Origin of the sequence: Pseudomonas serboccidentalis, from assembly GCF_028830055.1 — a bacterium.
Taxonomy (GTDB): Bacteria; Pseudomonadota; Gammaproteobacteria; order Pseudomonadales; family Pseudomonadaceae; genus Aquipseudomonas; species Aquipseudomonas serboccidentalis.
Genome location: NZ_CP101655.1, coordinates 1,683,189 through 1,710,147 on the forward strand (window position 1 = coordinate 1,683,189; position 26,959 = coordinate 1,710,147).

The 26,959-nt window shown below is 57.8% G+C and carries 24 protein-coding genes; 13 read left to right on the forward strand and 11 right to left on the reverse strand.

The window, feature by feature from the left end; genetic code table 11:
• Window positions 1–343: 343 nt before the first annotated feature.
• On the forward strand, window positions 344–1,990 hold the full coding sequence (gene mqo, locus NN484_RS07750) for a malate dehydrogenase (quinone) (RefSeq protein ID WP_215502658.1): 1,647 nt from the start codon (window positions 344–346) through the stop codon (window positions 1,988–1,990).
• A gap of 692 nt (window positions 1,991–2,682) precedes the next feature.
• Here the strand turns inward: mqo and NN484_RS07755 are convergent.
• A complete protein-coding gene (locus NN484_RS07755) occupies window positions 2,683–3,114 on the reverse strand; it encodes a nuclear transport factor 2 family protein (RefSeq protein WP_274658825.1) in 432 nt (143 codons plus the stop codon).
• Window positions 3,115–3,630: 516 nt separating this feature from the next.
• On the opposite strand from NN484_RS07755, the gene NN484_RS07760 reads away from it, so the two are divergent.
• Window positions 3,631–4,842 (forward strand): helix-turn-helix domain-containing protein, encoded by a 1,212-nt coding sequence (locus NN484_RS07760; protein WP_274658827.1) that lies wholly within the window; start codon window positions 3,631–3,633, stop codon window positions 4,840–4,842.
• A gap of 41 nt (window positions 4,843–4,883) precedes the next feature.
• On the forward strand, window positions 4,884–5,516 hold the full coding sequence (locus tag NN484_RS07765; protein WP_274658828.1) for a Vgb family protein: 633 nt from the start codon (window positions 4,884–4,886) through the stop codon (window positions 5,514–5,516).
• Between the two features lie 128 nt (window positions 5,517–5,644).
• On the opposite strand, the gene NN484_RS07770 is transcribed toward NN484_RS07765, so the two are convergent.
• Window positions 5,645–6,511 carry a CAP domain-containing protein gene (locus NN484_RS07770; protein WP_127651726.1) on the reverse strand — a complete coding sequence of 289 codons (867 nt, stop codon included), beginning with the start codon at window positions 6,509–6,511 and terminating at the stop codon, window positions 5,645–5,647.
• A 257-nt stretch (window positions 6,512–6,768) separates the two neighbouring features.
• The gene (locus tag NN484_RS07775; protein WP_215502662.1) at window positions 6,769–7,542 is read right to left on the reverse strand and encodes an alpha/beta hydrolase; all 774 of its coding nucleotides are present in this window, start codon (window positions 7,540–7,542) and stop codon (window positions 6,769–6,771) included.
• A gap of 112 nt (window positions 7,543–7,654) precedes the next feature.
• Here NN484_RS07775 and NN484_RS07780 point away from each other — a divergent pair, with 112 nt between their 5' ends.
• A complete protein-coding gene (locus NN484_RS07780) occupies window positions 7,655–8,614 on the forward strand; it encodes an aldo/keto reductase (protein ID WP_215502663.1) in 960 nt (319 codons plus the stop codon).
• Between the two features lie 4 nt (window positions 8,615–8,618).
• Here the strand turns inward: NN484_RS07780 and NN484_RS07785 are convergent, their stop codons facing one another.
• The 5 genes from NN484_RS07785 to NN484_RS07805 all read right to left on the reverse strand — a co-directional run bounded on the left by NN484_RS07785 (window position 8,619) and on the right by NN484_RS07805 (window position 15,510).
• Complete coding sequence (locus NN484_RS07785) at window positions 8,619–9,512, reverse strand: LysR family transcriptional regulator (RefSeq protein WP_127651723.1); 894 nt, start codon at window positions 9,510–9,512, stop codon at window positions 8,619–8,621.
• Between the two features lie 197 nt (window positions 9,513–9,709).
• On the reverse strand, window positions 9,710–11,905 hold the full coding sequence (paoC, locus tag NN484_RS07790; protein ID WP_215502665.1) for an aldehyde oxidoreductase molybdenum-binding subunit PaoC: 2,196 nt from the start codon (window positions 11,903–11,905) through the stop codon (window positions 9,710–9,712).
• Window positions 11,902–12,858 (reverse strand): FAD binding domain-containing protein, encoded by a 957-nt coding sequence (locus NN484_RS07795; protein ID WP_274658829.1) that lies wholly within the window; start codon window positions 12,856–12,858, stop codon window positions 11,902–11,904. Before NN484_RS07795 ends, paoC begins: the two co-directional genes overlap by 4 nt.
• Window positions 12,855–13,478, reverse strand: coding sequence for an aldehyde dehydrogenase iron-sulfur subunit PaoA (gene paoA, locus NN484_RS07800; protein ID WP_215502667.1), 624 nt, complete (start codon window positions 13,476–13,478; stop codon window positions 12,855–12,857). The genes NN484_RS07795 and paoA overlap by 4 nt, the downstream gene beginning before the upstream one ends.
• Before the next feature lie 277 nt (window positions 13,479–13,755).
• The gene (locus tag NN484_RS07805; RefSeq protein ID WP_215502668.1) at window positions 13,756–15,510 is read right to left on the reverse strand and encodes an L-lactate permease; all 1,755 of its coding nucleotides are present in this window, start codon (window positions 15,508–15,510) and stop codon (window positions 13,756–13,758) included.
• Window positions 15,511–15,753: 243 nt separating this feature from the next.
• On the opposite strand from NN484_RS07805, the gene NN484_RS07810 reads away from it, so the two are divergent.
• Complete coding sequence (locus tag NN484_RS07810; RefSeq protein WP_127652567.1) at window positions 15,754–15,957, forward strand: hypothetical protein; 204 nt, start codon at window positions 15,754–15,756, stop codon at window positions 15,955–15,957.
• A gap of 55 nt (window positions 15,958–16,012) precedes the next feature.
• Here the strand turns inward: NN484_RS07810 and NN484_RS07815 are convergent, their stop codons facing one another.
• Both NN484_RS07815 and NN484_RS07820 read right to left on the reverse strand, forming a co-directional pair.
• Window positions 16,013–16,285 carry a hypothetical protein gene (locus NN484_RS07815; protein WP_215502670.1) on the reverse strand — a complete coding sequence of 91 codons (273 nt, stop codon included), beginning with the start codon at window positions 16,283–16,285 and terminating at the stop codon, window positions 16,013–16,015.
• 186 nt (window positions 16,286–16,471) lie between these two features.
• The gene (locus tag NN484_RS07820) at window positions 16,472–17,095 is read right to left on the reverse strand and encodes a glutathione S-transferase family protein (protein WP_274658830.1); all 624 of its coding nucleotides are present in this window, start codon (window positions 17,093–17,095) and stop codon (window positions 16,472–16,474) included.
• A 362-nt stretch (window positions 17,096–17,457) separates the two neighbouring features.
• Here NN484_RS07820 and NN484_RS07825 point away from each other — a divergent pair, with 362 nt between their 5' ends.
• Window positions 17,458–18,237 (forward strand): PhzF family phenazine biosynthesis protein, encoded by a 780-nt coding sequence (locus NN484_RS07825; RefSeq protein WP_215502672.1) that lies wholly within the window; start codon window positions 17,458–17,460, stop codon window positions 18,235–18,237.
• A gap of 94 nt (window positions 18,238–18,331) precedes the next feature.
• Here the strand turns inward: NN484_RS07825 and NN484_RS07830 are convergent, their stop codons facing one another.
• Window positions 18,332–19,045 (reverse strand): autoinducer binding domain-containing protein, encoded by a 714-nt coding sequence (locus NN484_RS07830; RefSeq protein WP_215502673.1) that lies wholly within the window; start codon window positions 19,043–19,045, stop codon window positions 18,332–18,334.
• Window positions 19,046–19,166: 121 nt separating this feature from the next.
• Between NN484_RS07830 and NN484_RS07835 the strand changes: the two genes are divergently transcribed.
• The 7 genes from NN484_RS07835 (at window position 19,167) to NN484_RS07865 (ending at window position 26,959) form a co-directional block, all read left to right on the forward strand.
• The gene (locus tag NN484_RS07835) at window positions 19,167–19,556 is read left to right on the forward strand and encodes a DUF4902 domain-containing protein (protein ID WP_215502674.1); all 390 of its coding nucleotides are present in this window, start codon (window positions 19,167–19,169) and stop codon (window positions 19,554–19,556) included.
• Between the two features lie 471 nt (window positions 19,557–20,027).
• Window positions 20,028–20,597, forward strand: coding sequence for an acyl-homoserine-lactone synthase (locus tag NN484_RS07840; RefSeq protein WP_215502720.1), 570 nt, complete (start codon window positions 20,028–20,030; stop codon window positions 20,595–20,597).
• A 44-nt stretch (window positions 20,598–20,641) separates the two neighbouring features.
• Window positions 20,642–21,418 (forward strand): sterol desaturase family protein, encoded by a 777-nt coding sequence (locus NN484_RS07845; RefSeq protein WP_215502675.1) that lies wholly within the window; start codon window positions 20,642–20,644, stop codon window positions 21,416–21,418.
• Between the two features lie 5 nt (window positions 21,419–21,423).
• Window positions 21,424–22,596 (forward strand): hypothetical protein, encoded by a 1,173-nt coding sequence (locus NN484_RS07850; RefSeq protein ID WP_274658831.1) that lies wholly within the window; start codon window positions 21,424–21,426, stop codon window positions 22,594–22,596.
• Window positions 22,597–22,615: 19 nt separating this feature from the next.
• Window positions 22,616–23,872: a hypothetical protein gene (locus tag NN484_RS07855; RefSeq protein WP_274658832.1), complete on the forward strand. Its 1,257-nt coding sequence runs from the start codon at window positions 22,616–22,618 to the stop codon at window positions 23,870–23,872.
• A 28-nt stretch (window positions 23,873–23,900) separates the two neighbouring features.
• The gene (locus NN484_RS07860; protein WP_215502678.1) at window positions 23,901–24,521 is read left to right on the forward strand and encodes a 2OG-Fe(II) oxygenase; all 621 of its coding nucleotides are present in this window, start codon (window positions 23,901–23,903) and stop codon (window positions 24,519–24,521) included.
• Window positions 24,522–24,544: 23 nt separating this feature from the next.
• Window positions 24,545–26,959, forward strand: a complete 2,415-nt coding sequence (locus NN484_RS07865; protein ID WP_215502679.1) for a penicillin acylase family protein — start codon at window positions 24,545–24,547, stop codon at window positions 26,957–26,959.

Genomic DNA, 26,959 nt, shown 5'->3' on the forward strand with positions numbered 1-26,959 from the left:
GATAAGACCCAGAGCAGAAAAAGACTCTCAAGTCGGGAACAGACGCGCGGGTTTGCCCTGACGTGATATTCTTCGCGCCAACTTGGTTTGACCTTATTCGGTTTGCCTGCCTTTGGGGCGGGCTGACGGAATCCCTGTCGCTCAAGTAGCTGAAGCCAATAATGATAAGAAGTCAGTTCAGAAGGGACATTAACTGAGGTCGATGCGGTACATCGGCCTTGTGTGCCCACCCGTCAAAATTGCAGTGTGAAGGTGCCCGCGACCCTGGCCTGAGTGTCGCGACAAAAGGCCCTCATACCCACAACAGCGGCGGGCGGAAGGCGTTTTATCATAGGTGCAACGGATGTTTAAGAAAGTGAACACAGCCTTGCTGGGGCTGGCTTTGGCGATGGGGATGTCGTCTGCCAATGCTGCAGAAGCAAAGAAAGTCGACGTTCTGCTGATCGGCGGCGGCATCATGAGCACCACCCTGGGTGTGTGGATCAATGAGCTGGAACCGAGCTGGTCGATGCAAATGGTCGAGCGCCTCGATGGCGTCGCCCTGGAAAGCTCCAACGGCTGGAACAACGCCGGTACCGGTCACTCCGCTCTGGCCGAGCTGAACTACACCCCGGAAGACGACAAGGGCAACGTGACGATCCCGAAAGCCGTCGAGATCAACGAAGCGTTCCAGGTGTCCCGTCAGTTCTGGGCCTGGCAGGTTCAGCAAGGCGTTCTGAAGAACCCTCGTTCGTTCATCAACACCACGCCGCACATGAGTTTCGTGTGGGGTGATGACAACATCAAGTTCCTGAAAAAGCGCTACGAAGCCCTGCAGGCGAGCCCGCTGTTCGCCGGCATGCAGTACTCCGAAGACCCGGCTGTGATCAAGAAGTGGGTCCCGCTGATGATGGAAGGGCGTGACCCGAACCAGAAAATCGCGGCCACCTGGAGCCCGCTGGGTACCGACATGAACTTCGGTGAAATCACCCGCCAGTTCGCCGGTTACCTGCAGACCAAGCCTAACTTCGACCTGAAGCTGTCGAGTGAAGTCGAAGACATCACCAAGAACGCCGACGGCACCTGGCGCGTCAGCTACAAAAACCTGAAAGACGGCACCAAGACCGAAACCGACGCCAAGTTCGTGTTCATCGGCGCCGGTGGCGGCGCTCTGCACCTGCTGCAGAAGTCCGGCATTCCTGAAGCCAAGGAATACGCTGGCTTCCCGGTCGGCGGCTCGTTCCTGGTGACCGATAACCCGGCCATCGCCGAGCAGCACCTGGCCAAGGCCTACGGTAAAGCTTCGGTGGGCGCACCGCCGATGTCGGTTCCGCACCTGGACACCCGTGTCCTGGACGGCAAGCGCGTCATCCTGTTTGGCCCATTCGCGACCTTCAGCACCAAGTTCCTGAAAGAAGGCTCGTACCTGGACCTGTTGACCAGCACCACCACCCACAACATCTGGCCGATGACCAAGGTCGGCATCAAGGAATACCCGCTGGTCGAGTACCTGGCCGGTCAACTGATGCTGTCGGATGAAGACCGTCTGAACGCGCTGAAGGAATACTTCCCGAACGCCAAAGCCGAAGACTGGCGCCTGTGGCAAGCCGGCCAACGCGTGCAGATCATCAAGCGTGATGAAGCCGCTGGCGGCGTGCTGAAACTGGGCACCGAAATCGTTGCCGCACAAGACGGCTCCATCGCCGGTCTGCTGGGCGCATCGCCAGGCGCATCGACCGCTGCACCGATCATGCTGAGCGTGCTGCAGAAAGTCTTCAAAGACAAAGTCGCGACCCCTGAGTGGCAAGCCAAGCTGCACCAGATCGTTCCAAGCTACGGCACCCAGCTGAACAACGATCCGGCCAAAGTGGCACAAGAGTGGGCGTACACCGCCAAGATCCTCGAACTGCCAACCCCTCCGGTGATTGGTCAGGCTGTTGCTCCGGCAGCACCTGCAGCTGAAAAAGCTGAAGCGCCGAAGGAAAACGCTGCACGTGACATGGCCCTGTAACTAGACGCCAGACACACAAAAGCCCACTGAACCGGTAACGGTCAGTGGGCTTTTTTTTGAGCAGTACAAATCGGAGTCGACCTGCCAATTCACCCGTTCGAGGGTGTCTCCTATCGGTTTTTGTCTCACGAGGCATTGATCGTACGCGCGATCAGTATCTGATGGTCTTTATGGATAGATAGGATCGTGCATATGCCACTGTGAATATATTGCGTCTCTGCCAGTGCTATTGCCCCTGTCTTTTTTACAAGCTTCACAAATACAGTTGCATCTGTGCAGCTGAGGTAATGGGCTGCGATTGAATTCATTTGGGGCACCCGGGCTGAGGATAGGTTTTGGTACGCCTGACTCATGTCTGTTGCCAACTTGGTCTTTGAATTCCATTTTCATCTCTCCTTGCGTATAGGAATTTAGCATCTCCCGGGAACCCGCATACCAGCGAATTTCCCAATGATTGAACCTCAGGTTAATTATTTTTTCTCTTTCGTTCACCTGTAAAATCTGACAGGTTTTTATAATTTTTCTTCATTTCCTAATTACAAATGAAGGATATCGAATATAAGATTTTTCATTAAAAAGCCCACTGAGCCTGGAACGGTCAGTGGGCTTTTTTTGTGTCGCCATTTTGATTGGAACTGCCAGCGATCTGTTTTTGAAGATCAAAGTCAAAAGATCGCAGCCTGCGGCAGCTCCTACAAAGGTTTCGCTTTCGCTAGATAGGCGCCGAGACGCCGCCCCATTTCTTCCCCCAGCGCTTGCAAGCCGCTCAGCGGGCGCACCATCACTTCAAACTCGACAATCTTCCCGCGCTCATCAAAGCGAATCATGTCGACGCCCTTGAGTTCTTTCGAGCCGACTTTCGCGCTGAATTCCAGAATCACGTTCAAGCCATCGGCAGTCGCCAGTTCGCGGTGATATTTGAAGTCTTCGAACACGTTGAACACCGTGTTGAGGATCATCGTCACTACCTGTGCGCCGGGGTAGGGCGTGTGGGCCATGGGCGAGCGGAACAGCGCGTTCGGGTCGAGCAACTCGGGCAGGGCCTTGAGGTTGCCGGTGCGGATCATTTCGTGCCAGCGCTGCAGGGATTCGGCGGCGTTGGGGTGCAGGTTCAGTTCGGACATGGGCCACTCCTGGGATTGTTGTTCTTCACGCGACGGCAATGACTCTAGATCAAAGCGGCCGAGGGCGAACCTTTGTGGGGCGATCTGAATACCGGGTCATGGCCGGAGCAGATCAGATTGGCATCTGATCCGTATTTTTCTGTTGAATCTGCCTCTGTTACCGGTTCAGTCAGGCGCTCAAAATACCCCTGCAGTTCGGTTTCCTGCGGCAGTCCTTCATCCCGAAGCGCCCGGTGCACCGCAAGCTCAGCATTGAGGAGAGCAGCATGAACAAGATGGCGATTTTCCTGGGTGGGTTTCTGACATTGACCATTCTGATCGGAATGCTCGCGACGATTTCCCCGGTCTGACCCCCGGCCGTTCCAACACCGACCTCCGGCGCCCTTTTTTTGTGGAAGGGCGCGTCTGTTTCTGCTGCTTTGTCATTTCTCGCATCACACTGCACTGGTGCCCACCTGCGAACTGAACTAAACCGGGATATCCAATCCCGGGAATGTTCACTGTGCCTGATCTGTCATGGACTCGTTGATCAACGCCGCCGGCCGCGCGCTTGCGGCGGGTGATCCGCTGGCCGCACTTAAGCTTGTCGCCCTGCGCGAAGACCCGCCTGCGCTGGCCCTGCGTGGTATTGCCATGGCTCAGCTCGGGGATTTGTCCCGGGCCAGGGCGTTGCTGCAGCGGGGGGTCAAGGCGTTCGGCGCCAATGAGCCGTTGTCGCGGGCGCGCTGTGTGGTGGCCGAGGCTGAAGTGGCGCTGGCGACGCGGGATCTGGGCTGGCCGGTGAAAGCGCTGGAGGCCGCGCGGCGAGTCTTGCTTGATCACGCCGATCACCTGAATGCGGCGCACGCCCGGTATTTGCAGATCCGTCGTTTGCTGCTGATCGGTCAGCTCGATGCGGCGCAGGCGCTGCTCGCGGAGCTGGATCCCGCGCCGTGGCCTCCGTCGTTGCGCGCCGTCCACGAGTTGCTGACAGCAGGGATCGCGCTGCGTCAGGTGCAGGCGCACACGGCGCGGGCGGCGCTGGAACGTGCGCAACGGGCGGCGCAGCAGGCCGCTATTCCAGCGCTGACGGCAGAAATCGAACATGCCCTGCAAATGCTCGATGCTCCAGCGGCGCGATTGATCATTTCTGGCCAGTCTCAAACAGTGACGCTTGCGCAGGTTGAAGCGCTGCTCGCCTCGTCGACGCTGGTGGTCGACGCCTGTCGCTACAGCGTGCGCGGCGCCGGGATGACAGTGGCGTTGGCGACCCGGCCGGTGCTGTTCAGTCTGCTGCGGATGCTGGCTCAGGCGTGGCCGGCGGATGTGCCGAGAGACGCGCTGATCGCCCAGGCGTTTCGCTTGAAACTGAGTGACGATTCCCATCGTGCACGCCTGCGGGTGGAGATCGGCCGGTTGCGTTCGGCGTTGCAGCCGCTGGCGCGGATCGTCGCGACCGCGCGCGGTTTTGCCCTGGCGGCCGATGACGTGGCGTTGCTCACTTTGCCGGTCGAGGACAAACACGCCGCGCTGCTGGCCTTGCTCGCCGATGGCGAAGCCTGGTCAAGTTCGGCGCTGGCCCTGGCGTTGGGCAGCAGCCAGCGGCAAGTGCAGCGCTCACTGGAAGCGCTGGCGCTGGCGGAAAAGGTGCAGTGGTTTGGCGTCGGCCGTGCGCGGCGCTGGACCACGCCGCCGGTGCCGGGTTTCGCGACGATCTTGTTACTCCCGGTGGCGTTGGGCAATGGTTAGGCTGGACTCACTCAGACTCACCCACCAGCGAGGAAGGCATCATGAAACAGGCAAAGGCAGAAATCCTTCGTGAGTACGGCCCGTTCGAAGGCGTCGAACGTGTCCACGGCGTGACCTTCGATGGCCAGCAAGTGTGGTTCGCCAGCGACGGCCAGCTCAATGCGCTGGACCCGGCCAGCGGTGAAACCGTGCGCACGCTCAAGGTCGGCGCCGACGCCGGCACCGCGTTCGACGGCCAGCATCTGTTCCAGATCGCGGACAGCCGCATCCAGAAAATCGACCCGGCCACCGGTCGTGTGCTCAGTACCCTCCCGGCGCCGGGCGGCGGTAACGATTCGGGGATGGCCTGGGCCGAAGGCTCGCTGTGGATCGGCCAGTATCGCGAGCGCAAGATCTATCAGGTCGATCCGGAGACCGGCGAGGTTTTGCGCACGCTGACGTCAGACCGTTTTGTCACCGGGGTGACCTGGGTTGACGGTGCGTTGTGGCATGGCACCTGGGAGGGTGATGAAAGTGAATTGCGTCGGGTCGATCCGCAAGATGGCGAGGTGCTGGAAAGCCTGATGATGCCCGCAGGGATCGGCGTTTCCGGGTTGGAAGCGGATGGCGGTGAGCGGTTTTATTGCGGCGGCGGGGGGAGTGGGCGATTGCGGGCGGTGCGTCGGCCCAAGTGATTGATGGTGTTTGTGCTGGCCCTTTCGCGAGCAGGCTCGCACATTTTCACCGGTTAACGCTGAACCAATGTGGGAGCGAGCTTGCTCGCGAAAGGGCCAGTAGCTCCAGTGAAAATCTCCCAGGCGAATCAAGGCGCGCCAAACACCATCGTCCAGTAAACCCCCTCATCACTGCGCGCCTCACTGGCAAACCCGGCGCCGACCTGAGTGAACATCGGGTTCATCAGGTTGGCGCAATGCCCGGGGCTGGCCAGCCACCCGGCCATCGCCTTGCCCGGTGAACTCTGGCCGGCGGCGATGTTTTCGCCGATCTGCCGACCCCGATAACCCGCCGCCCGGGCGCGATCCGCCGGCATGTCGCCGTCCGGGTCACGGTGGGCGAAATAGTTGCCGTAGGCCATGGCCTTGCTGTGCCCCTGTGCGGCGGCGCCCAGTGCCGGGTTCCAGCTCAAGGGGCGGGCGGCGGCGAAACGCTGGCGTCCGCACATCCGTGGGCGTGCCCGGGCGGCGTTGACCTCGGCGAGCAGGGCTTTACCGACGCTGCGGTTGTCGCCGACACGACTGTCGAGCACCGGTTGCGCCAGCACCACTTGCCATTCACCCCGGGAACGGCTGATGCCGATGTCGGCGTATTGGGCGTCAAGCAGTGCGCCACAATAACGGTCTTGCAGCCTGTCGAATGCCTCATCGGCGTCTTCGGCGCCGACAATACGGATGCTGCGCACGGCCACGGCCGAATACCCGGACGATTTGAGCGTCTCGCGCAATCCGCCGCCGTAGCCATAGCCGATCGGCAGTGCCAGATTCGATTTCAACGCCAGGGGCGCCAGACGTTGTGCCGGACGCCGGTCGCAACGTTGCGGGTGGGCGCGGTAGTCGTTGATGGCGGCCACCAGTTGCCGCTCTTCACTGGCGTGGGCGGTCTCGGTGAAAAGCGGGGTAAGGATCAGCAGGCACAGCGATACGAAGCGTGTTGAGCGAACGGCATGGCGCATGGGACGGCAGGCTCTGGGAAAAGGACAGTGCTGAAGTGGGCGGCCGCAGAATGCGGCGCCACTAGGACTGGGCTTTTTGCACTTGGTTCATGATGGCCATAAGGCTTTTTTGCTGGGTTGATGAAGGGCAGGGCAGGCCTGGATTTTGTGTTGCCCGCACTGGCCTCTTCGCGAGCAGGCTCGCTCCCACAGGGGGCATGCATTGCCAAGGTGCGAGCGAGCTTGCTCGCGAAGAGGCCAGTCCATACGAATGCCTATCAACGATTGAGCACATCCCCCATCCACTGCAGATACTGCACCCGCTCGGAAATCGAGTTGTGCCCCGCGTCCGGCACCACCCGCAGCGTCGCCACACCGTTGGGGAAATGCTCCAGCAGCCGTTGCGTGCTGGCACGGGGAATCACCTCGTCATCGCTGGCCGCCAGCAGCAAGGTCGGCACTTGTATGTGCGCGGCATAGCGACCCGACTCGAAACGATCCTTGAGCAACCACTTCACCGGAAACCACGGGTATTGGCGGACGGCGATTTCTGCGAGGCTGTTGTACGGCGTCACCAGAATCAGTTGGGTCGCCGGGCGCTGACTCGCCAGCCGCACCGCCACCCCGGACCCCAGGCTGCGCCCGATCACGGCAATCTGTGGATGGCTGGCGTACACCTGATCGAACAATGCCAACGCATCTTCGGCAATCGCTTCCTCCGAGGGCGCGCCGCCGCTGCCGCCAAAACCCCGGTAGTTCAGCAGATACACCGCGTACTCGGGAAAGGCGTCGCTGAACGCCGGCAGGTTGCGCGACACGTCCTCGGCATTGCCGCCAAAGTAGATCAGTGCCTTGGGCCCCGCGTGCTCGCGAACGGTCACCCAGACATCGGCATCCGGCATCGCCAGTTTCAGCCGCGAATCCGCCGTGGCGACGGCGCTGTCAGGCTGGGGGAAATAGATCAGCGAACGCTGAAACACGAACAGCGCAACGCACAGCAACACGTACAGGGTGATGATCAAGGCGACGAGTGACATCAGGATTCTGGACATTCGGCTAACTTTAACGGGGCGCGGGTGTTCGCCGTCGCAGTGTAGTCCAGCGGACCGGGCAGGCCGCCGTCGCACACAACGTGCAACAGATTCACGCAGCAGGGGAACCAGCATGCGCCACACTGAGGGTTGCTCCCGTCGCCGATTGCTCACGCTGGCTGCCGGGGTTTCGGCGGTCCTGACCTTTGACCGGGCGTTGGCCACTGCCACGACGCCGACTGCCACTTCGCCGAGCCAGGCAGGAGACCAGACCATGCAGACCCGCGCCATCCCTTCCAGCTCCGAGCCGCTGCCCATGGTGGGCCTGGGCACGTATCGCGGCTTCGACGTTGCGCCCGGTGAAACCGCTTATAGGCAACTGCCCGCAGTGCTCGACGAGCTGTTCAGAAAGGGTGGCACGCTGATCGACAGCTCACCGATGTATGGCCGCGCCGAGCAAACCACCGGCGAACTGCTGTCGATCCACGAACCGCGCTCGCCGGCATTTCTCGCGACCAAGGTATGGACCCGCGGGCGCAAGGAAGGCATCGCGCAGATGGAACAATCCTTCAGTCTGCTGCGCACCGAACGCATCGACCTGATGCAGATCCACAACCTGCTGGACTGGCAAACCCATCTGCCGACCCTGCGCGAATGGAAAGAACAGGGGCGCATCCGCTACATCGGCATCACCCATTACACGCCCTCGGCCTACGACGAAGTCGAGTCGGTGCTCAAGGCCGAACAGCTCGACTTTCTGCAAATCAACTACGCCCTCGATGACCGTGGCGTGGAAAAACGCATCTTGCCGCTGTGCCGCGAGCGCGGGGTCGCGGTGATCTGCAATCGGCCGTTCGGCGGTGGCGGATTGCTCGCGCGGCTCAAGGGCAAACCGTTGCCGGCCTGGGTCTCGGACGTGCAGGTCAACAGTTGGCCGCAACTGGCGCTGAAGTTTCTGCTATCGCACCCGGCAGTGACTTGCGTGATTCCCGGCACCGGCAATCCGCGCTACATGGCCGACAATGCCGGCGCCGGGTTTGGGCTGATGCTGACGGATGCGCAGCGTCATCAATTGATCGCGCTGCTGGAATAGGCGCTCAACCGCGATAACGCAACGCCTCCAGCAACAGCGCAAACGCCGGCGCTGCCTGACGTCGGCTCGGGTAATACAGGTGATAACCGGCAAACGTCGGGCACCAGTCTGCCAGCACTTGCACCAGACGCCCGTCGGCCAGATACGGCGCGACAATATTTTCCGGGATGTAGCTGAGGCCGAAACCATCCAGTGCGGCGTCGAGCAGCGGATAAACACCATTCAGCGTGACTTGTCCGGATACCCGCACCTTGAGGCTTTCGCCGTTCTTCTCGAACTCCCAGGTGTACAGCCCGCCATTGGTGGGCAGGCGCAGGTTGTTGCAGGCGTGTTGGGTCAGATCCCTCGGCGTCTGCGGCCGCGTGCGGCTGGCGAAGTAGGCTGGAGAACCGACCACCGCCATGCGCATGTCCGGGCCGATGCGGGTGGCGATCATGCCCTGGGCCACGTCTTCACCGAGGCGAATGCCGGCGTCGAAGCCTTGCCCGGCGATGTCGACGAAACCGTAGTCGCAGATCACCTCCACGGCGATGTCGGGATACTGCGGCAGGAAGCCCTTGAGCACCGGGCGCAACAGCCAGTTCAGCGAATGGTCGGTGGCGCTGATGCGGATGCGCCCAGCCGGGGTTTCGCGCAGGTTGCTCAGGGCCGCCAGTTCCAGTTCGATCTCTTCGAAACGCGGGCCGATGGTCTGCAGCAAATGGTCGCCGGCCTCGGTGGGCGAGACGCTGCGGGTGGTACGGGTGAGCAAGCGCAGGCCAAGGCGCGCTTCGAGGGCGCGGATGGTATGGCTGAGCGCCGATTGCGAGACGCCGAGTCTGGCCGCCGCTTTGGTGAAACTGCGCTCGCGGGCCACGGCGAGGAAGGCGAGCAGGTCACTGGCGTTTTCTCGAAGCATTGATGAGTGTCCTGCATAAGTTCTTTCGAATTCTAGTCGATTATCTGAACAGTCCGGCTCGGTAAAGTGACGCAAGTTCCCTGTAGGAGCTGCCGCAGGTTCGGGCCGCGATCGGACGATCTTTTGACTTTAGCTTCTCAAGCAAGAGCAAAAGATCGCAGCCTGCGGCAGCTCCTACAGGGGAGGGGGGCGGGGGGTCAGATCATCGGCGGTAACGACGAGAGAATCTTGTCCAGCGTAATCGGATACTCGCGCACCCGCGCCCCGGTGGCGTTGTAGATCGCATTTGCCACCGCCGCACTCACACCGCAAATCCCCAGTTCCCCCACACCTTTGGCTTTCATCGGTGACGAAACCGGATCAGTCTCGTCAAGGAATATCACCTCCTGATGCGGGATGTCGGCGTGCACCGGCACCTCATATCCGGCCAGGTCATGGTTGACGAAAAAGCCCAGCCGCTTGTCCACCGCCAGCTCTTCCATCAACGCCGCGCCGACGCCCATGGTCATCGCCCCGATCACCTGGCTGCGCGCCGCTTTCGGGTTGAGAATCCGCCCCGCCGCACACACCGCGAGCATGCGCCGCACGCGGACTTCGCCGGTCGCCGCGTCCACCGCGACTTCGACGAAATGCGCACCGAAGGTCGACTGCTGATACTGCTTGGCGAGGTCGGCGAATTCGATACTGTCCTCGGCCTCGACCACGCCATTTTTGGCAGCATCACGCAACGGCAGGGTCTTGCCGCCGGCGCGGACCTGACCGTCGGCAAACTCGATGTCGCTGCCGCTCATGCCCAGTTTGCTGACCACCGTTTCGCGCAGCTTCATGCACGCGGCATAGACCCCCGCGGTCGAGCAGTTGGCGCCGAACTGGCCGCCGGAGCCGGACGATACCGGGAAGGTCGAGTCGCCCAGATGCACGCTGACATCCGCAAGACCGACGCCCATCATCTCGGCCGCTGTCTGGGCGATGATCGTGTAGCTGCCGGTGCCGATATCGGTCATGTCGGTCTCCACCGTGACCTTGCCGTCGCGCTCCAGCCGCACCCGGGCGCCGGATTTGAGCAGCAGGTTGTTGCGGATCGCTGCGGCGACGCCCATGCCGATCAGCCAGCGACCTTCGCGACGGCTGCCGGGTGTGGCGTTGCGCTGGTTCCAGCCGAACTTCTCGGCGCCGGTCTGCAGGCATTCGATCAGGCGTCGCTGGGAGAACGGACGTTCGGTTTTCACCGGATCGACCTGGGTGTCGTTGAGGATGCGGAACTGGATCGGGTCGAGCTTGAGCTGCTCGGCCATCTCGTCCATGGCGATTTCCAGTGCCATCAGCCCCGGCGCTTCACCGGGCGCGCGCATGGAGTTGCCTTCGGGCAGATCCAGCGGCGCCAGGCGCATGGTCACCCGACGGTTTTGCGCGGCGTAGAGCAACTGACTTGGTTGCGCGGCGACTTCGACCTTGCCGTCCTTGAGGTTGCCCGACCAGCCTTCGTGGGCGATGGCGCTGAGCTTGCCGTCCGCGGTGGCGCCCAGACGAATGCGCTGGATGGTGGCGGGGCGGTGGGTGGTGTTGTTGGCCATTTGCGGGCGGGCGAGGGCGACTTTCACCGGGCGATTGGCCAGGCGCGCACCGAGGGCGGCGAGGATCGCGTCGGCGCGGATGAACAGTTTGCCGCCGAAGCCGCCACCAATGTACGGCGAGATCAGGCGCACGTTTTCCTTGGGCAAACCGAGGGTGGTGGCGATGTCGCCGACGCTCCAGGCGATCATCTGGTTGGAGGTCCACAGGGTCAGATGATCACCTTTCCAAGCGGCCAGTGTCGCGTGCGGCTCCATCATCGCGTGGGACTGGTCGGGGGTGGTGTAGGTCTGGTCGAACTGCACCGGCGCGGCGGCGAAGGCCGAGTCGAAATCGCCGTGGGTGACGTCGGGCAACTCGTCGTCTTCGACACCCTGGTCGCGCACGTTGGCCAGTTCGAATTGGCCTTTGGCCGCGACGTAATCGACCTTGACCATTTGCGCGGCGGCGCGGGCCTGTTCGAAGGTCTCGGCGACCACCAGCGCAACGGCCTGGTGATAATGCTGCACCTCGGGCCCGGCCAGCAGCGGCGCCGAGTTGTATTGGCCCTTGCCGAGCTTGCCGGCATTGGCGGCGGTGACGATGGCCAGCACGCCGGGCGCGGCTTCGGCCGCATTGAGATCGATGTGGCTGATGCGACCCTTGGCGATGGCCGAACCGACCATGAAGCCGTAGGCCTGATTCGCCACGGCGTCATGCTGCTCGTAGGCGTACGGAGCCTGGCCGCTGGTTTTCAGCGGGCCTTCGACGCGGTCGGTGGGTTTGCCGATGACCTTCAACTGGTCGATCGGGTTGGTGGTGGCGGGCGTGTCGAATTTCATGCTTCATCCCTCGCTTGCGCCAACACCGAGCCGAGCGTGCGCTCGACCAGGGTCAGTTTGAATTGGTTGTCGTGAGTCGGCGTGGCGCCGTCGAGCAGGCGTTCGCTCACGGCTTTCGCGCCGTGGGGCAGCAACGCGTCGGCGGCTTCGACCCGCCATGGTTTCGGCGCAATACCACCGACCGCCACGCGACCGTTGCCGTCCTTTTGCAGGATCAAACCGACCGACACCAGGGCAAAGGCGTATGACGAACGATCACGCACCTTGTGATAAAGATGCGTGCCGCCGACCGGGGCAGGCAGGGTCACTGAGGTAATGAACTCGCCGGGCGTGAGGCTGGTTTCGATGTTCGGCGTGTTGCCCGGGAGCTGATGGAAATCGGCGATGGCGATGCTGCGGGTGCTGCCGTCGGGTTTGACCGTTTCAATCTGTGCATCGAGGGCGCGCATGGCAATCGCCATGTCGCTGGGGTGGGTGGCGATGCAGGCGTCGCTGACGCCGATCAGCCCCAGTTGCCGACTGACCCCGCCAATCGCCGCGCAACCACTGCCGGGCTGGCGTTTGTTGCAGGCCTGATTGACGTCATAGAAATACGGGCAACGGGTGCGTTGCAGCAGGTTGCCGGCGGTGCTTGCCATGTTGCGCAACTGGCCGGAAGCCCCGGCGAGCAAGGCGCGGGAGAGCAGCGCGTAGTCCTTGCGCACGCGGCTGTCGGCGGCCAGATCGGTGTTGCGTACCAGTGCGCCGATGCGCAATCCGCCTTCGGGCGTGGCTTCGATTTGGTCAAGACCGAGGTGGTTGATGTCAATCAGGTGCAGCGGGGTTTCAATGTCGAGTTTCATCAGGTCCAGCAGGTTGGTGCCGCCAGCGATGAACTTCGCGCCTTCGACCTGCGCCGCCAGCGCTGCGGCTGCGGCGGGGGAGTCGGCGCGGCTGTAATTGAACGGTCTCATGCCGGCACCTCCGCGACTTCAGTGATGGCTTCGATGATGTTGGAATAGGCGCCGCAGCGGCAGATATTGCCGCTCATGCGCTCCTGGAATTCGCTGGCGATCAGTTGCGGCGCGTCGGTCAGGCTGGGGCTGACGTGGCTGGGAATACCCTCGCGGATTTCCTTGAGCACCGCCACCGCCGAGCAGATCTGCCCCGGCGTGCAATAGCCGCACTGGTAGCCGTCGTGCTTGATGAACGCAGCCTGCATCGGGTGCAGGTTGTCGGGCATGCCGAGGCCTTCGATGGTGGTGATCTCGCTGCCGTCGTGCATCACCGCCAGGGTCAGGCAGGCATTGATCCGCCGCCCATCGGCGATCACCGTGCAGGCGCCGCACTGACCGTGGTCGCAGCCTTTTTTGCTGCCGGTCAGGTGCAGGTGCTCGCGCAAGGCATCGAGCAGGGTGGTGCGGTTGTCGACTTCAAGGGTTTGGGGTTTACCGTTGACGTTGATCGTCACTTTGGCCATGGCCGGTTGCTCCAGACTGGCCGCGTAGGCCTTGAGGCTAATGAAAGGCGGCATCGCGAATGCCGTGGCGGTCACGGCACCGAGGATCAGGAATCTACGTCGGGAAATCGTCATGCTTCGATTCCTCTCTGGCTTAATCAGGACGGCAGGGATTGAAAGGCCCAGTCGGGCGCGCCGGCATGCTTGCCGGTCTCGTTCTTGGAATGACCTGCGCGGAGGGGAAAAGGTTTTTGCGGATTTGCGCTATAGAGTTATGCGCATGGCTCATGAGTCTGCTGAGCGACATGTAGCCAAATGTGGGAGGGGCGGTGCGACGATTCGACTTGCTCCCACAATTGAAATGCATTTCAACTGTGGGAGCCTGCTCGCGAAGAGGGCGTCATGACCGACCTCAATGCCCGCCAACCACCATCGAGGTAAACGGCGCCACATACGCCTGCAACGTCACCAGCCCACCCACCAGGATCGCCAGCACAATCGAGTGGAAGAACACGTAGCGCAGAATCTCGCCTTCATGCCCATACCAACGGGTCGCGGTGGAGGCGACCACGATCGATTGCGCGTCGACCATTTTGCCCATCACCCCGCCGGAACTGTTCGCTGCCGCCATCAGGATCGGGCTGATGCCGAGCTGTTCCGAGGTCACCCGCTGCAAACCGCCAAACAACACGTTTGACGCCGTATCCGAACCCGTCAACGCGACACCCAGCCAGCCGAGCAACGTGCCGAACATCGGATAGAAAATGCCCGTCGCCGCAAACGCCAGGCCCATGGTCGCGTCGAGTCCCGAGTAACGTGTGAGGAAGCCCAGCGCCAGCATCGCGGCAATGGTGATCAGCGAAAACCGCACCACCCATAACGTGCGCAGGTACTGCTTGATCAATTGCGGGATCGAATAGCCCATCAGCAGCCCGCCGACAATCGCCGCCAGCAGAATGCCGCTGCCGGTGGCGGTGAACCAGGTGAATTTGTAGATCGCTTCTTCGGCTTTCGGCGCCGGCACCACCGGCGGGACTTTCTGCACTTGCAGGTGCAGGGTGGTGAAGGTCAGCGCCGGCGAAAAAATCGGGTTGGCCTCGTTCAGTGGTTTGCCTTGGGGATCGAGTTTGACGGAATGGGTCACCGGGTCCAGCGCCGGGCGCACGTCAAAGATGTTCTTGAAGCCCTGAGTGCCCCAGGCAAACACGAACACGGTGAGGATGATCCACGGCATCCACGCACGCATCACCGCCGGGCGCGCCTGATCGCTGAACGTGGCGCTGGCGGTGACTTTTTCTTCCTCGACCCGGGAGTTGTCGACGCGACCTGCCAGGGCGGCCGAGGTGTACACCGTCGCCGGTTTCCAGACCCGCAGAAACAGGGTCAGGCAGGCCATGGAAATCAGCGCGGCAATCACGTCCACCAGCATTGGGCCGTGGTAGTTCGACACGAGGAACTGCGGCACCGCGAAGCTGACCCCGGCTACCAGAATCGCCGGCCAGATTTCGAGCATCTTGCGCCACCCGGCAAATGCCCAGATCAGCCAGAACGGCACCAGCACCGAGAAAAATGGCAACTGCCGACCGACCATCATCGACAGCTCCATCTCATCCAGCCCGGTGACCTTGGCCAGGGTGATGATCGGTGTGCCGAGCGCGCCGAATGCCACCGGGGCGGTGTTGGCAATCAACGCCAGACCGGACGCGGCCAACGGCGAAAAACCGAGGCCGATCAGAATCGCCCCGGTCACCGCCACCGGTGTGCCGAACCCGGCCGCGCCTTCAAAAAACGCACCGAAGCAGAAGGCGATCAGCAGCAACTGCAAACGGCGGTCGTCGGTGATCCGCGCCAGTGAATCCTGCAGCACTTTGAACGAGCCGTTCTCGGTGGTCAGGCGATGCAGAAAGATGATGTTGAGCACGATCCAGCCGATCGGCAGCAAGCCATTGGCCGCACCAAACAACGCCGCCGAACCGGCCATGCTTGCCGGCATGCCGAAGGCGAAGATCGAGATCAGTAACGCCGAAGCGAGGGCGAGCAGGGCGGCCAGATGCGCCTTGACGTGAAAGAACGCCAGCGCCGCGAGCATCACCACCACCGGTACGGCGGCCATGAGCGTGGAGATCACCGGGTTGCCGAACGGGTCGTAGATTTGCTGCCAGACCATGGTCCACCTCTGCTTGTTGTTATTGAGGGCGCAGATCCATTGCATGGGGCTTGGTTGCAAGGAGTATAGGTGGCATTTCGCCGCCGCTCGGGCAGTGCGGACAGGGCGACAAACGGTCGATAGTGGCCACTGAATCAACGGCGTTTTGCCCGGTCGTATCTGCGGCTGTCCGTAAAGCGTCATGAAGGCGCGGGCAGCGTGGCCGATTCCGTCGTCAAAACCTTGGTTTTAGGGAAGTGTTGAATGAAGCGCGCAACAACGATGCTGCTGACCGTGACCGCCGCCGTATTGCTCGGCGGCTGTGTGGCGGACTTTGATGATGACCACCACTATGGCCGGCATTACGACCGCGATCACCGCCGCTATTACGATCATGACCGGCGCTGGGATGACCGCGATGACCGCCGCGACGGGCGTCGCTACTACCGTGATCGGGATGATGACTGATTGAACGCCAAGAGGGCGTCCCGCCACGGGACGCCCTCTTGGTTTAGCCTTCGAATTAAAAGTGAGCGCTCGCCCGGACGCTGGATCGCGCAGGCACGGCGGCCTCGATGTCCAGCAAATGGGTGGCGAGAATGTCGCTCAGAAAACGGAACTGATCGTTGATGCCGACCACTTCATTGCTGAAATGATGGGTCGCGGCGGGCATCAGCAGATTTTCGAAATTTTCGTTGAACACCAGTGCCTCAGCTTTGTGCGACACGGCGTGTTGGTCGTAGTAGTTACTGCCGAACACCGGGAAACGCACATTCAGGGCGACGTAGTGACTCATGGCATTTTCTCCATTCGAGAATTGTCTTCGAGATGGAATCATCGTGCCTGACGGTGGGGGGCTGCGGAAGGCAATCCTCGCAATGGTCAATATCGATACCATTGATGATCGCCTGTTTCATTCGGTTCACAAGCCGCTGACGCTGGCACAAGCGTTTGCCGCTCTGCCAGCGCTGCGTTTATTGGCTCAGGGGGTACCGTTTCTGCCATACAAACGGAAGCCGGGACGCGAGTTCAAGCGATCGTAGTATGCACTGACTGCCGGCAAGTCTGGGTGCGCCAGGGGGGTCTCGAACCAACGGTTCACCGACAGCCCTATCGGTATGTCCGCCAGAGAAAATTCGTCGCCGCTGACGTAGGCACCGGTCTTCTGGAGTTGTTGCTCCAGGATTGTCATGTGCGCTACCCATTGATGAAAACCTTGCTGTAAAGCATCGGCGTCTTGGTGAGCCGCACTTTTGCGCACCAGTGACATGAATACATAACCCCAGGACTTGTTGAGGTCGGTAGCCTGCCAGTCTATCCATTGGTCGATCCGCGCCCGATGCCGGGGGGCCGAGGGGTAAAGGTGCAAAGCGTTGTCGCGATTTGCCAGGTAGCGAATGATCGTATTCGACTCCCACAGCACGAAACCCTGATCGTTAATCACCGGCACCATTGCATTGGGGTTCAACGCGATGAATTCGGGGGTGTGCGTATCCCTGAAGCCTGATCCCCAGTCTTCTCGTTCAATGGCAATCTGCAGCTCTGCGCAGGTCCAGAGTACCTTGCGGACATTGATCGATGACGCTTTGCCAAATACCTGTAGCATTTTATCTCCCTATCGTATGCCACCTGGCTGAGGCCCTATGATGCCACCGGCCATTAGGTTAAACGAGCATGACGGTTGAATTTTCACGTTGTTTAAATACATCGGTTGCCTAGACTGTACGGTGTGCTTATAACGTTAATAAAAGTCTGCTGTGATAGCGGTTTTTTTTATACAGTGCATGTTTAAGCGTGTCTTGATGGCTATGTTTCAACCTTTTTTTAATGGTCGTTTCCCTGCCCGAATGGGCGGGTGTCATCATTGAGGTAAACGGTTTAAATTTTAGTTTCGTGTATTCGTTAAAGTTGTAAGTGGGGCGGTACTAACGGGTGCCGTCATCGGTATTTATTGCAGGAGTCGTATTGGTGCAGATCGCTATTTTTCAAGTGGATGCGTTTGCTTCTCGACCTTTTGATGGAAACCCCGCAGCGGTTTGCCCATTGAGCGAATGGTTGCCGGACGAAAAGTTATATGCGATCGCTGCTGAAAATAACCTCTCGGAAACGGCATTCTTCGTTAAACAGGGTGATCTCTATGAGTTGAGGTGGTTCACGCCTCAGGTCGAAGTTGACTTGTGCGGCCATGCGACATTGGCTGCGGCGTGGGTCATCTTTAACAAGGTTGGAGACGATGCCCAGGTGCTGCGGTTTTCGACGCGAAGCGGCGAGCTTCGAGTGCGACGTTCAGGCACTGGATTGACGATGGATTTTCCGGCGAAAGTGCCAGTGCGTTGCGAGCCTCCACCCGAGTTGTTGCCAGCGCTTGGCTTGACCACGGCGGACGTTCTGGCCACTGACGACTTTATTGTCGTGGTTGCAGATGAGGCGATTGTCGAGGGACTGTCCCCTGACTTCGCCAAGCTCAAGGGGCTGCCCAAGCGGGGCGTCGTGGTGACTGCCGCCAGTCGCTCGTTTGATTTTGTTTCGCGCTGGTTCGGTCCGAATGTAGGGGTAAACGAAGACCCTGTCACCGGTTCAGCTCATACATCACTCGCACCTTACTGGGCACAGACTCTGGATAAACAGACGCTGAGCGCGCAACAAGGAGGTACCCGCAAGGGCCAGTTACGCTGCGAGATCGCTGGCGATCGGGTGTTGATCAGCGGTGAGTCAGTGCTCTATATGGTCGGGGAAATCACGGTCTAGCGCTGATGCGCGGTACGCCGCCGGAAACTGCCTTGGAGGCAAGTTCCGGTGGCAGACGATTTCTCTGTGCTGTATTCATATCGAGTGGTCAAACTCAATGAAGCATTCCCAATGCATAAGCTTTCATGGCGGCCTCCACTTTATTGCTGGAATGAAGCTTGCGCATGGCGTTGACCAGATGAAATTTCACGGTCCGTTCGTCTATGGACAATATCAGTCCGGTCTCGCAGTAGGTTTTGCCCGTCGCCGACCATTTCAATGTTTCCACCTCCCTGGCTGTCAATGACGCACCTACTTCCGGAATGTATTCATTCGCGATGAAGTTGAGCATGGTGGAATGTGCCAGATGCGTAATCCACGTGAGCTTGGCTTCTTTTTCGTTCAGCTCCAGCAGCGATACAGGCATAGTGGATCTGACCAGCGAGAGCATGCCGATGGTGTCATGTTTGGCGCGCGAAGGCGTACACCAGCCATGGGAAAGTTGATAGTGCCTGGCGTCTTCCCAGAAATGTGGGTTGTCATCAAAAGTCTCAGCCGACCAGCACAAGGGTTGATTCTGGGTCAGGCCATGCTTGACGGTGGGGTCTACACTGAAATAGTTTTTGCTCTTGTAGGTGTCTTCCCACTGGGGAGAATAGTTCGAGGATAAGTGAAATTTCGGGCTGGAAATGGGTAGGGGGAAACGTATGCCAAGGGAATATTGATCAAACTCGAAAGAGCGAACAACGGAATCAAGCAGCGTGAGCAATCCTTCCTTGGATGTAACGTTCATGAACAGAGATAAATAGTGCTCGCGCCAATCAGTCATCTTACTTACCAGCGTAGTAAAGTGTGATGGGAGGTGTCCAGGCTTTGGGTTGTTGATGCCGTTATGGCAATAAATTCATCAAGGCAATAATAAAAATTTATAACTAATCAGGGTGATTGAAATGCTGTCGTTAGCGCCCGATCAATTGATACGTCTGTCCTATGCCGAATTGAGTAGTGTGGTTTTTCAGCCCTCGCTTGCCTGGGTCGACACCTGTTTGACCGCCGAGCTAAAAGAGATCGGACTGCAAGTGGCGTGTGCCGGTTACAGTGAATGGGAGTCTCACGGTTTTGCACCAAAACTGAGCATTGGTTGGGCTTGGTTTAAAGCCAGTTTTTCCGGGAAAGTTCTTATAGCACCGGGCGGGATTAGCTGCAACATTATGTTACGTTCATCGCGGGGTTACGATCTCGGTGCGAACACCACCCAAGAGTTGATTCTTCTGTGGTTATCTGGTCAACCTCTGGAGCGAACTTTGCCCGAGAGTTTGACGCGTGAATACAATGGTTAACGGTAAAGGGTGCAACCGCGAATGTATTGGTGCAACCCACCGTGTCAAGTTGATACAGGCCTTTTGATCAATGAGGAAATGGGTCTGTTCCTTGCTCGAATGAAAAGGTGCAACCCGCAGACTCGCCGTTCTCATTGACTCCCCTATGCGAGTGCGTATGGCGCACTGGTCGTAGCTGGAGCGTCCTGCACGTAAGGTCGGCCTTCATGACCCGCATCAATATTCTTTTGTGAATCCCGTCTAAACTGGCGACTGTCATACCCGGCCCGGCTGATCGCGAACGCAGCGGTGGGGTTGACTGGCGGATCGTCTACCTCGCCGCAGCAGTCTTGCACCGTTTGCATCGGTTATTGTCAGGTCGCATCCGGCCCTGGCTGAAGCCGTACGCCAGGAAGCTGCCCTTTTGGGCAGCTATTTTGTTCTGCACCCATGACTTCTAATTCAAGGAACTGGATTGGAAGCTGGTGCGGAATGTTAAATATAATAAATGGCAAAACTCAGCAACTTACTCCTGAGCTTATCTCTGGGCTCGGTCTCTTCCGCTATAAAATATTTGTCGAAAAAATGGCCTGGCCTCTGCAATGCGAACCAGGCCTTGAATATGACGAATTTGATCGCGATGACACTCACTATGTAATTGCGCAGGACGGCAACGGGCATGTCTGTGGTTGCGCAAGATTGTTATCGACCATGAACGATTATTTGCTTGAGCAGATTTTTCCAGAGTTGATGGGCGATATCCCACTCCCCAAATCACCCGACATCTGGGAACTTTCTCGTTTTGCCTTTGAGTCCGAAAACTCAAGTTCGGGTCATTGGCTGGATACATGCCGGCTGATGAAGCAGATTGTCGCGCTCGCCAATAGAAATAACGTTAAACGTCTGATCGCCTTTTCCGCGCTGGGTAACGAACGCTTACTCCGGCGGATGGGGGTGGATGTTCATCGCGTATCTTCTGCGCAACTGATCGACGGCAAACCAGTGCTGGCCTTCTGGGTCGAAATTAACGACAAAACGATCAATGCCTTGTCAGTTTATTAAAGCGTGAGCCGAGCGATCGTCATACAAATAATGAGGGGTTAGCCATGATTGTTTATCTGATAGGTGTTGCGTTGGCGGTGCTTGTGCTAGAGCAAATTATTCCAGGGTGGAAGTTGCCGAAAGTCAGTACCTGGTTCTTTCGATCCATGACGCTCAACATTGTGCAGATCGCCGTTGCGTTACTTGCGGGTGTGTCGTGGAACAAATGGATGCAGGGCCATAGCCTGTTTCATCTGTCTGAAAGCTACAGTCCGTTGCTGGCAGGTTTCATTGCCTACGTCATCAATACATTCGTGACGTATTGGTGGCACCGCTGGCGTCATGCGAACAATTTCCTCTGGCGCCTGTTCCACCAAATGCATCACGCCCCGCAACGCATTGAAGTGTTTACCTCGTTTTATAAACATCCCACCGAAATGGTATTCAACTCGATGCTGGGCAGCGCTGTGGCCTACGTGTTACTGGGTATCAGCGTGGAAGCCGGTGCGTTCTATGTGATGTTTGCTGCGTTGGGTGAAATGTTCTATCACTCCAACCTTCGGACACCGCATTGGCTGGGGTACTTTTTCCAAAGACCGGAGATGCATCACGTTCATCACCAGCGTGATCGCCATGAGTGCAACTACAGTGACTTTCCAATCTGGGACATGATGTTCGGGACTTTTGAAAATCCCAAGGAAAATCTCCATCCTCAAGGATTTTCCGATAACAAGGAAAACCGGTTTATCGATATTTTGCTGTTCAAGGACGTCCACGAAGCACCTGCGAGTATGAGTGAGTCTGTTCCTCAATTGACCGAGTCCGTTGTAAAGCGTGGGTGAAGGATATGTTTCTTGATATTGATTCGAGATTAAGTCGCGACCTGCTCAAGTGCATCAATTCGGGCATCCCGCATGATGCGTTGAATGTGCCAAAAGATCCGGAGTCGCTGATCGAGAGGATTGAGGATTTACGCAATCGGTATGTTGCATTGCGCAGGTCATTTGGCAATAAAACGCTCCCGGTCAGTAATTATCTGTTTTATATGATGCTCAAGGATAAATATTCCGAGTTTGATTTCGAGTTGCGTAATAGCAGGGCGCGGGTCGTGACCAATATTCATGTGTTCAAATCCAAAGGGCGCATTCCTTCTATCGCCTCTTTGCTGTTATCGGATAATCACGTGGCGAAATCTGCGCTTGAACTCAAATATGCGACGGTGGAGCACATGGCTTTATATGGGGCTGCGCTGTCCCGGTTGGTGTCCGACGGTGGGTTAATCACGCCGACACGGCCAGCGGTTGAAGGGGCGGTTGCGCAGATCCATCGCTGTAAAGCGACCAGCCAGCCGTTGACTGTTGTCAGTGCGGTATGCCCGGATTATTCGTACGACCTGACGGCTGAAGGCAAACCCCGATACACGTTTACGCAGGTGGGTGATCAGCCAGGCTTGGCGGGCACCAAACTGATCAATGCCGATGAGGCCTTGACTGCCTTTTCGGCAGCGGTAGGCGTGACGGTGGAGCACCGGTTATTCGGTGGTGAATTCGAATATATATCGTTCAACAAGAATGCTGGCTCATCCAGTGCGCGTGAGGCGTTTCTCGATAAGGTCAATCGGCAGTTGCGGACTATTGGCGATCAGTTGACGGCGCCCGCAGCCGTCGGTTCTTTCTTCGAACTGTGCGGCAATGAACAGGGCTGGCACGACCAGCATGCAGACATCCTGGAGCGGCTACGCGCAGGCGATTATGGTCAGACCGGTCTGAACCTTGAGCAAATGAATGAAATATTCGAAGCCAGACGTCCGCTGTATTCCAAATGGTTTACGGGGCAAAGCGACGAATTGATCTGGAATAACTTCCTGTCACAAGCCGCCGAATACGCGCTGATGGGAAGGATATTTCTCGACGTTTACAAAGACTTTGTGGTCCTGGCCGTTGACCATTACAAGATGGAGCCGTTCTATTCCTTCTTTGGGTCGGTCGCTGTTTTGTATGTGAAAACGGATTATCTATAGGCGATAGGAAGCTGCCAATATGAAACAGGAACTTTTCAAGACACGCTATACGAAATACGGTCACGGCTTTGATGTCAGGGCCACTTATGAGCAACTGCCACTGCAAGGCTTCTGGACATGGGTGACTGGGAAATCGGGTAATAAAAATGCTCCGAAAGCGGCCAAGGAAACATTACTGAAACCGTGGCAGTTGTTTCTTCAGATCAGCTGGGGTTATGCGGTTTTCTTTGCGGCAGTGCTGTTGGGCAATGAGATCCTGCAGTCGGAACTTCACTGGATCGCCAAGGTTATATTGTCGATTCCTCTCATGTGCATGGTTGTCAACCGCCAGCGGGGGCTATTGCATACGTTCCACTATACGATTCACGGTGCGGGCATTGCTAACAAGAAGTTGGCAAAGTTTGTGTGCAAGTGGGTGCTGTCGATGCCTATTCTGCACACCCCGTGGAACAACTACATGAAACTTCATGTAGGCGAGCACCACAGCGTCAATACGTTTTGCACCGACAAGGATGTTGATCTGCAGTTCATGACCAGCCATGGCTTTTACAAAGGCATGAGCGAAACCGAGTACTGGACAAAGTTGGTGGTCGCGCCGTTTCATCCGATGCGCATCTATGAGCACATCAAATTTCGGCTCGAAGTTTGTTTTGTCAATACTGACAGACACGAGAAAGTCAGTCGTGCGATCTACTGGGTGCTGTTGCTGACGGCTGTTTATCTGTCCGGATATTTCACTCCATTCGCTCTGTATTACCTGCTGCCGATTTTGTTGATCACGCAGTTTTCTTCGTGGATTCAACACGTCACTGAACACCTGTGGTTTGCCGAGAATTCAGAAGGGTTACCAAAGTACATTTTTTACGGGTCGCTCAGTTGGGGGCGTTTCTTCGGTCGCCCGTATCCGATTGGCCATACCGGTTGGTCCTTTGCCTGGCGTGTTGTGAAGTGGGGGCTGGGCACGCTGTTCATCGATATTCCGCTGCGGGTCTTTTCCTTCATGCAGGACTTGCCCAGTCATGATTTTCATCACCGCAGTCCGGGGGTGAACTTCTGGAGTATCGCGCCCGAGCGAGCGGCTAATGAGGGCCTGGTCTCCCGTTTCGGCCCGATGACTGAAACCTGGAGCATGACCGAGAGCTTCCTGATCCTGCGCGATCACTTGTGCCGCAATGAAAGTGATCCGTTCGGCATTGTCACGTGGTACCAGAGCAATAAACAGCAACTTGAAACCAAACCGGCACGTGAAGCCGCCGCCGTCGAAGCCGCTGCTTGATAGTCGATTGATAACGAAGGAACGTGAAATGAATATTGTTGAAGTTGCAAAGCGGGAATTGGCGCAGAAAGGTTCGTTTTATTCGCCTGTCAGTGAGTTTGTTTACAGTCAGCACGACTGGGATGACATCAATGAAATTCTCGCCAGCAAGGCACTGCCGTGGGAGCAGGTGTTCATCGGTGATGCCGACGAACTCAACGACCTGACGGTCGCTCGATTCATGACGGACATTGAGCGACCCAAACGTGTCAACCAGCCGCTCGCCGATCAAATGATCTCGGTGGTGTGCAACCAGAAGCTGATGCAGTTTGTTTCGGGCCTGCTCGACGGTGAAGAGTTTTATATCCGGCGGATGCAAGTCAACAAAATGAAAGATGGTTCTTTCATTGGCAAACATCTCGATGTCGACAGTAATCCCGATTATTTGTACTCGATCGTTTTGCAACTCGGTAAGGGGTTTTCCGGTGGTGAGTTCCTGATCTTTAACGAGCAGGGTGAGCAGGTCAATACGATTCACCCCGCGCTGCAATCGATCGTCATCACTGACTGCACATTCCCGCATCAGGTGGAATCGGTGACTGAAGGCGAGCGCATATCGCTGGTATTTTTTGTCAGCAAGTACGCAGAAAAGAATCGCCGGGTTGCGTGAGTCTTCAGGGTCGGAATTTTGTCATGAAAACGATGAGTAAAACGTTACTGTTCGGTACGCTGGGTGTATTCGGTATCGGGCTGGTCGGGGTGATGTATGTGTTGCATAACATCACCCTGTCCAATGTGTTTGCGACGGGCATCCTTAAAGTCAGCCAGGGACTGTCTGAAAAAGGCACCATTGCCTGGGATGCCAACGCCGTTCCGCACATCAAGGCGGCAAATGACCGGGATGCGTATTTTTTGCTGGGCTATAGCCACGCCAGGGATCGGTTGTGGCAGATGCAATTCAGTAAAAACTACGCCAATGGCACACTATCGGAAACCTTCGGTTCGAAGACCCTGGAGATGGATAAGTTCTCCAGAACCCTGGGCTTCAGAAAGACTGCGGATTCGATCTATCAACAGTTGAATCCGGATACACGGGATGTGCTGCAGAGCTACAGCGACGGGGTGAATTACTTCATCGATAAATTCTCTGACCGGCTCCCGGTGGAATTCGCCCTGACCCGTTCTGCGCCGCCGAATCACTGGCAACCTTCTGACTCGGTTGCGCTGCACTTATTGTTTTCATGGACGTTGAGTTCAAACTTGGGCATGCAGTTGCAGCGCCTGTCATTGTCGAAAGATCTGACGGTCGCGCAAATCAATGAAGTGTTCGCTCCTTATCCGGGAAGTGCCGCGGTGAAAACCCGGGATTATGCGGCGCTTTACAGAACGCTTGATGTCACCGATACCGGGATGGCGCTGCTGGACAAGTTACCGCCTTCGAATGTCGAGGGCGTGGGTTCCAACAACTGGGTCATCAGCGGTGAGCATACGGCGTCAGGCAAACCGATACTGGCGAACGACCCGCACCTGCGCTTGACCAATCCTGCGTTGTTTTACCTGGCATCCATCGAAACGGCCAAGTCTTCGTTGGTGGGTGCCACGTATGCCGGGGCGCCGCTGTTTGTGATCGGGCACAACAAGAAAATCGCTTGGGGCTATACCAACACAGGTTCGTCTGTTCAGGACGCCTACCTGGAGAAGGTAAACCCTGGCGATGCCAGTCTGTATCTCGGCTCTGACTCGACCTGGCAGCCATTTCAAATCGCGGAGGAGACGATTAATGTCAAAGGCGAGGATCCGGTCAGGCTTGCTGTTCGCGCCACCCGACACGGTCCGGTCATCAGTGACATCTACCCGGCCGCGCAACAGGCACTCAACGGTAAGAAATCAGTGGTCATTGCGCTGGCCTGGACAGGGCTGGACACCCGCGACAAAACTTTCGACAGCATTCTGGGGATCAACCGTGCCGAAAACTGGCAGCAGTTTTTAAGCGCTTCTGCCGATTTTGGCTTGCCTCCGCAGAACATGGTCTACGGCGATACCGCCGGCAATATTGGTTATGTTTCGGCCGGTCGGGTGCCCGTGAAGGCACAGGACAATGACCTTTTGGGGCAAGGCCCCGCGCCAGGCTGGGAGGGCAAGTACGACTGGACAGGCTATGTTCCAGAATCGGCAAAGCCAAAGCAGTTCAATCCGCCGATCGGCTACATTGCAACGGCCAATAACCGTATTGTCCCGGATAATTACGCATTCAATTTCGGTCACGATTGGGTGCTGCCTTATCGCTATGATCGAATCATGCAATTGTTGAAGGCGCACGCGCCGCACACGTTGCAAACGTCTGCCGATATTCAGCTGGATCGTTACTCGACTTCAATGTCCGATCTCCTGCCGAAAATGATGGCGCCGCTCGAAAACCATCCGGCGGTCAGCAATGAACTGAGTATTCTCAAGGCGTGGCGGTTTGATTCCGATCCCGACTCAGCAGCGCCATTGATTGCAGCGTATTGGGTGAAGAACCTCACGCAGGCGTTGCTGGAGCCGAAAATTGGCAAGGAACTGTTGGCCGCTGGCTGGAACCAGCGTAACTATGATGCGTTTCTCAATTTGCTGTTGAGCAAACAAGCGGATCAGGCTTTCTGGTGTGGCGCCGCGGATTGCCAGCGCCTGCTGGAGGAGTCCCTGGTCGCCTCGTTGCGTCAGATCAAGGAAAAATATGGCGACCAAGTCAGCGGCTGGCATTGGGGGCAAGCGCATCAGGCGGTATCCGAGCACGTCCCTCTGCACAAGAGCCCCGCAGCATGGTTTTTCGATAATCATAATGCCGTGGGCGGTGACAATTTCACGGTCAATGTCGGTCGCTACAACTACAGCGACCCGGTGAATCCGTTCAATACAAACATTGCCGCGACATTCAGGATGGTCGCCGATCTTTCTGATCTTGATAACTCAAGTTACATCCTCTCGTCCTCTAATACCGGTATCAAGTTCAACGGTTATGTCGATATGAACAGGCTCTGGGCGCGGGGTGACTATGTGAAGATTCCGGTCGCCCGGCAGATGTCTGAAAGTCATGCGCTCAGGTTTTATCCAGATAACAAATTCTAA

Coding starts and splice junctions, on each gene's coding strand:
- NN484_RS07785 (WP_127651723.1), bottom strand. CDS start 9,512: ATGCTTCGAGAAAACGCCAGTGACCTGCTCGCCTTCCTCGCCGTGGCC.
- NN484_RS07850 (WP_274658831.1), top strand. CDS start 21,424: ATGTTTCTTGATATTGATTCGAGATTAAGTCGCGACCTGCTCAAGTGC.
- NN484_RS07755 (WP_274658825.1), bottom strand. CDS start 3,114: ATGTCCGAACTGAACCTGCACCCCAACGCCGCCGAATCCCTGCAGCGC.
- NN484_RS07810 (WP_127652567.1), top strand. CDS start 15,754: ATGAAGCGCGCAACAACGATGCTGCTGACCGTGACCGCCGCCGTATTG.
- NN484_RS07820 (WP_274658830.1), bottom strand. CDS start 17,095: ATGCTACAGGTATTTGGCAAAGCGTCATCGATCAATGTCCGCAAGGTA.
- paoC (WP_215502665.1), bottom strand. CDS start 11,905: ATGAAATTCGACACGCCCGCCACCACCAACCCGATCGACCAGTTGAAG.
- NN484_RS07765 (WP_274658828.1), top strand. CDS start 4,884: ATGAAACAGGCAAAGGCAGAAATCCTTCGTGAGTACGGCCCGTTCGAA.
- paoA (WP_215502667.1), bottom strand. CDS start 13,478: ATGACGATTTCCCGACGTAGATTCCTGATCCTCGGTGCCGTGACCGCC.
- NN484_RS07805 (WP_215502668.1), bottom strand. CDS start 15,510: ATGGTCTGGCAGCAAATCTACGACCCGTTCGGCAACCCGGTGATCTCC.
- NN484_RS07865 (WP_215502679.1), top strand. CDS start 24,545: ATGAAAACGATGAGTAAAACGTTACTGTTCGGTACGCTGGGTGTATTC.
- NN484_RS07775 (WP_215502662.1), bottom strand. CDS start 7,542: ATGTCCAGAATCCTGATGTCACTCGTCGCCTTGATCATCACCCTGTAC.
- NN484_RS07840 (WP_215502720.1), top strand. CDS start 20,028: ATGTTAAATATAATAAATGGCAAAACTCAGCAACTTACTCCTGAGCTT.
- NN484_RS07815 (WP_215502670.1), bottom strand. CDS start 16,285: ATGAGTCACTACGTCGCCCTGAATGTGCGTTTCCCGGTGTTCGGCAGT.
- NN484_RS07845 (WP_215502675.1), top strand. CDS start 20,642: ATGATTGTTTATCTGATAGGTGTTGCGTTGGCGGTGCTTGTGCTAGAG.
- NN484_RS07795 (WP_274658829.1), bottom strand. CDS start 12,858: ATGAGACCGTTCAATTACAGCCGCGCCGACTCCCCCGCCGCAGCCGCA.
- NN484_RS07860 (WP_215502678.1), top strand. CDS start 23,901: ATGAATATTGTTGAAGTTGCAAAGCGGGAATTGGCGCAGAAAGGTTCG.
- mqo (WP_215502658.1), top strand. CDS start 344: ATGTTTAAGAAAGTGAACACAGCCTTGCTGGGGCTGGCTTTGGCGATG.
- NN484_RS07760 (WP_274658827.1), top strand. CDS start 3,631: ATGGACTCGTTGATCAACGCCGCCGGCCGCGCGCTTGCGGCGGGTGAT.
- NN484_RS07835 (WP_215502674.1), top strand. CDS start 19,167: ATGCTGTCGTTAGCGCCCGATCAATTGATACGTCTGTCCTATGCCGAA.
- NN484_RS07780 (WP_215502663.1), top strand. CDS start 7,655: ATGCGCCACACTGAGGGTTGCTCCCGTCGCCGATTGCTCACGCTGGCT.
- NN484_RS07855 (WP_274658832.1), top strand. CDS start 22,616: ATGAAACAGGAACTTTTCAAGACACGCTATACGAAATACGGTCACGGC.
- NN484_RS07770 (WP_127651726.1), bottom strand. CDS start 6,511: ATGCGCCATGCCGTTCGCTCAACACGCTTCGTATCGCTGTGCCTGCTG.
- NN484_RS07830 (WP_215502673.1), bottom strand. CDS start 19,045: ATGACTGATTGGCGCGAGCACTATTTATCTCTGTTCATGAACGTTACA.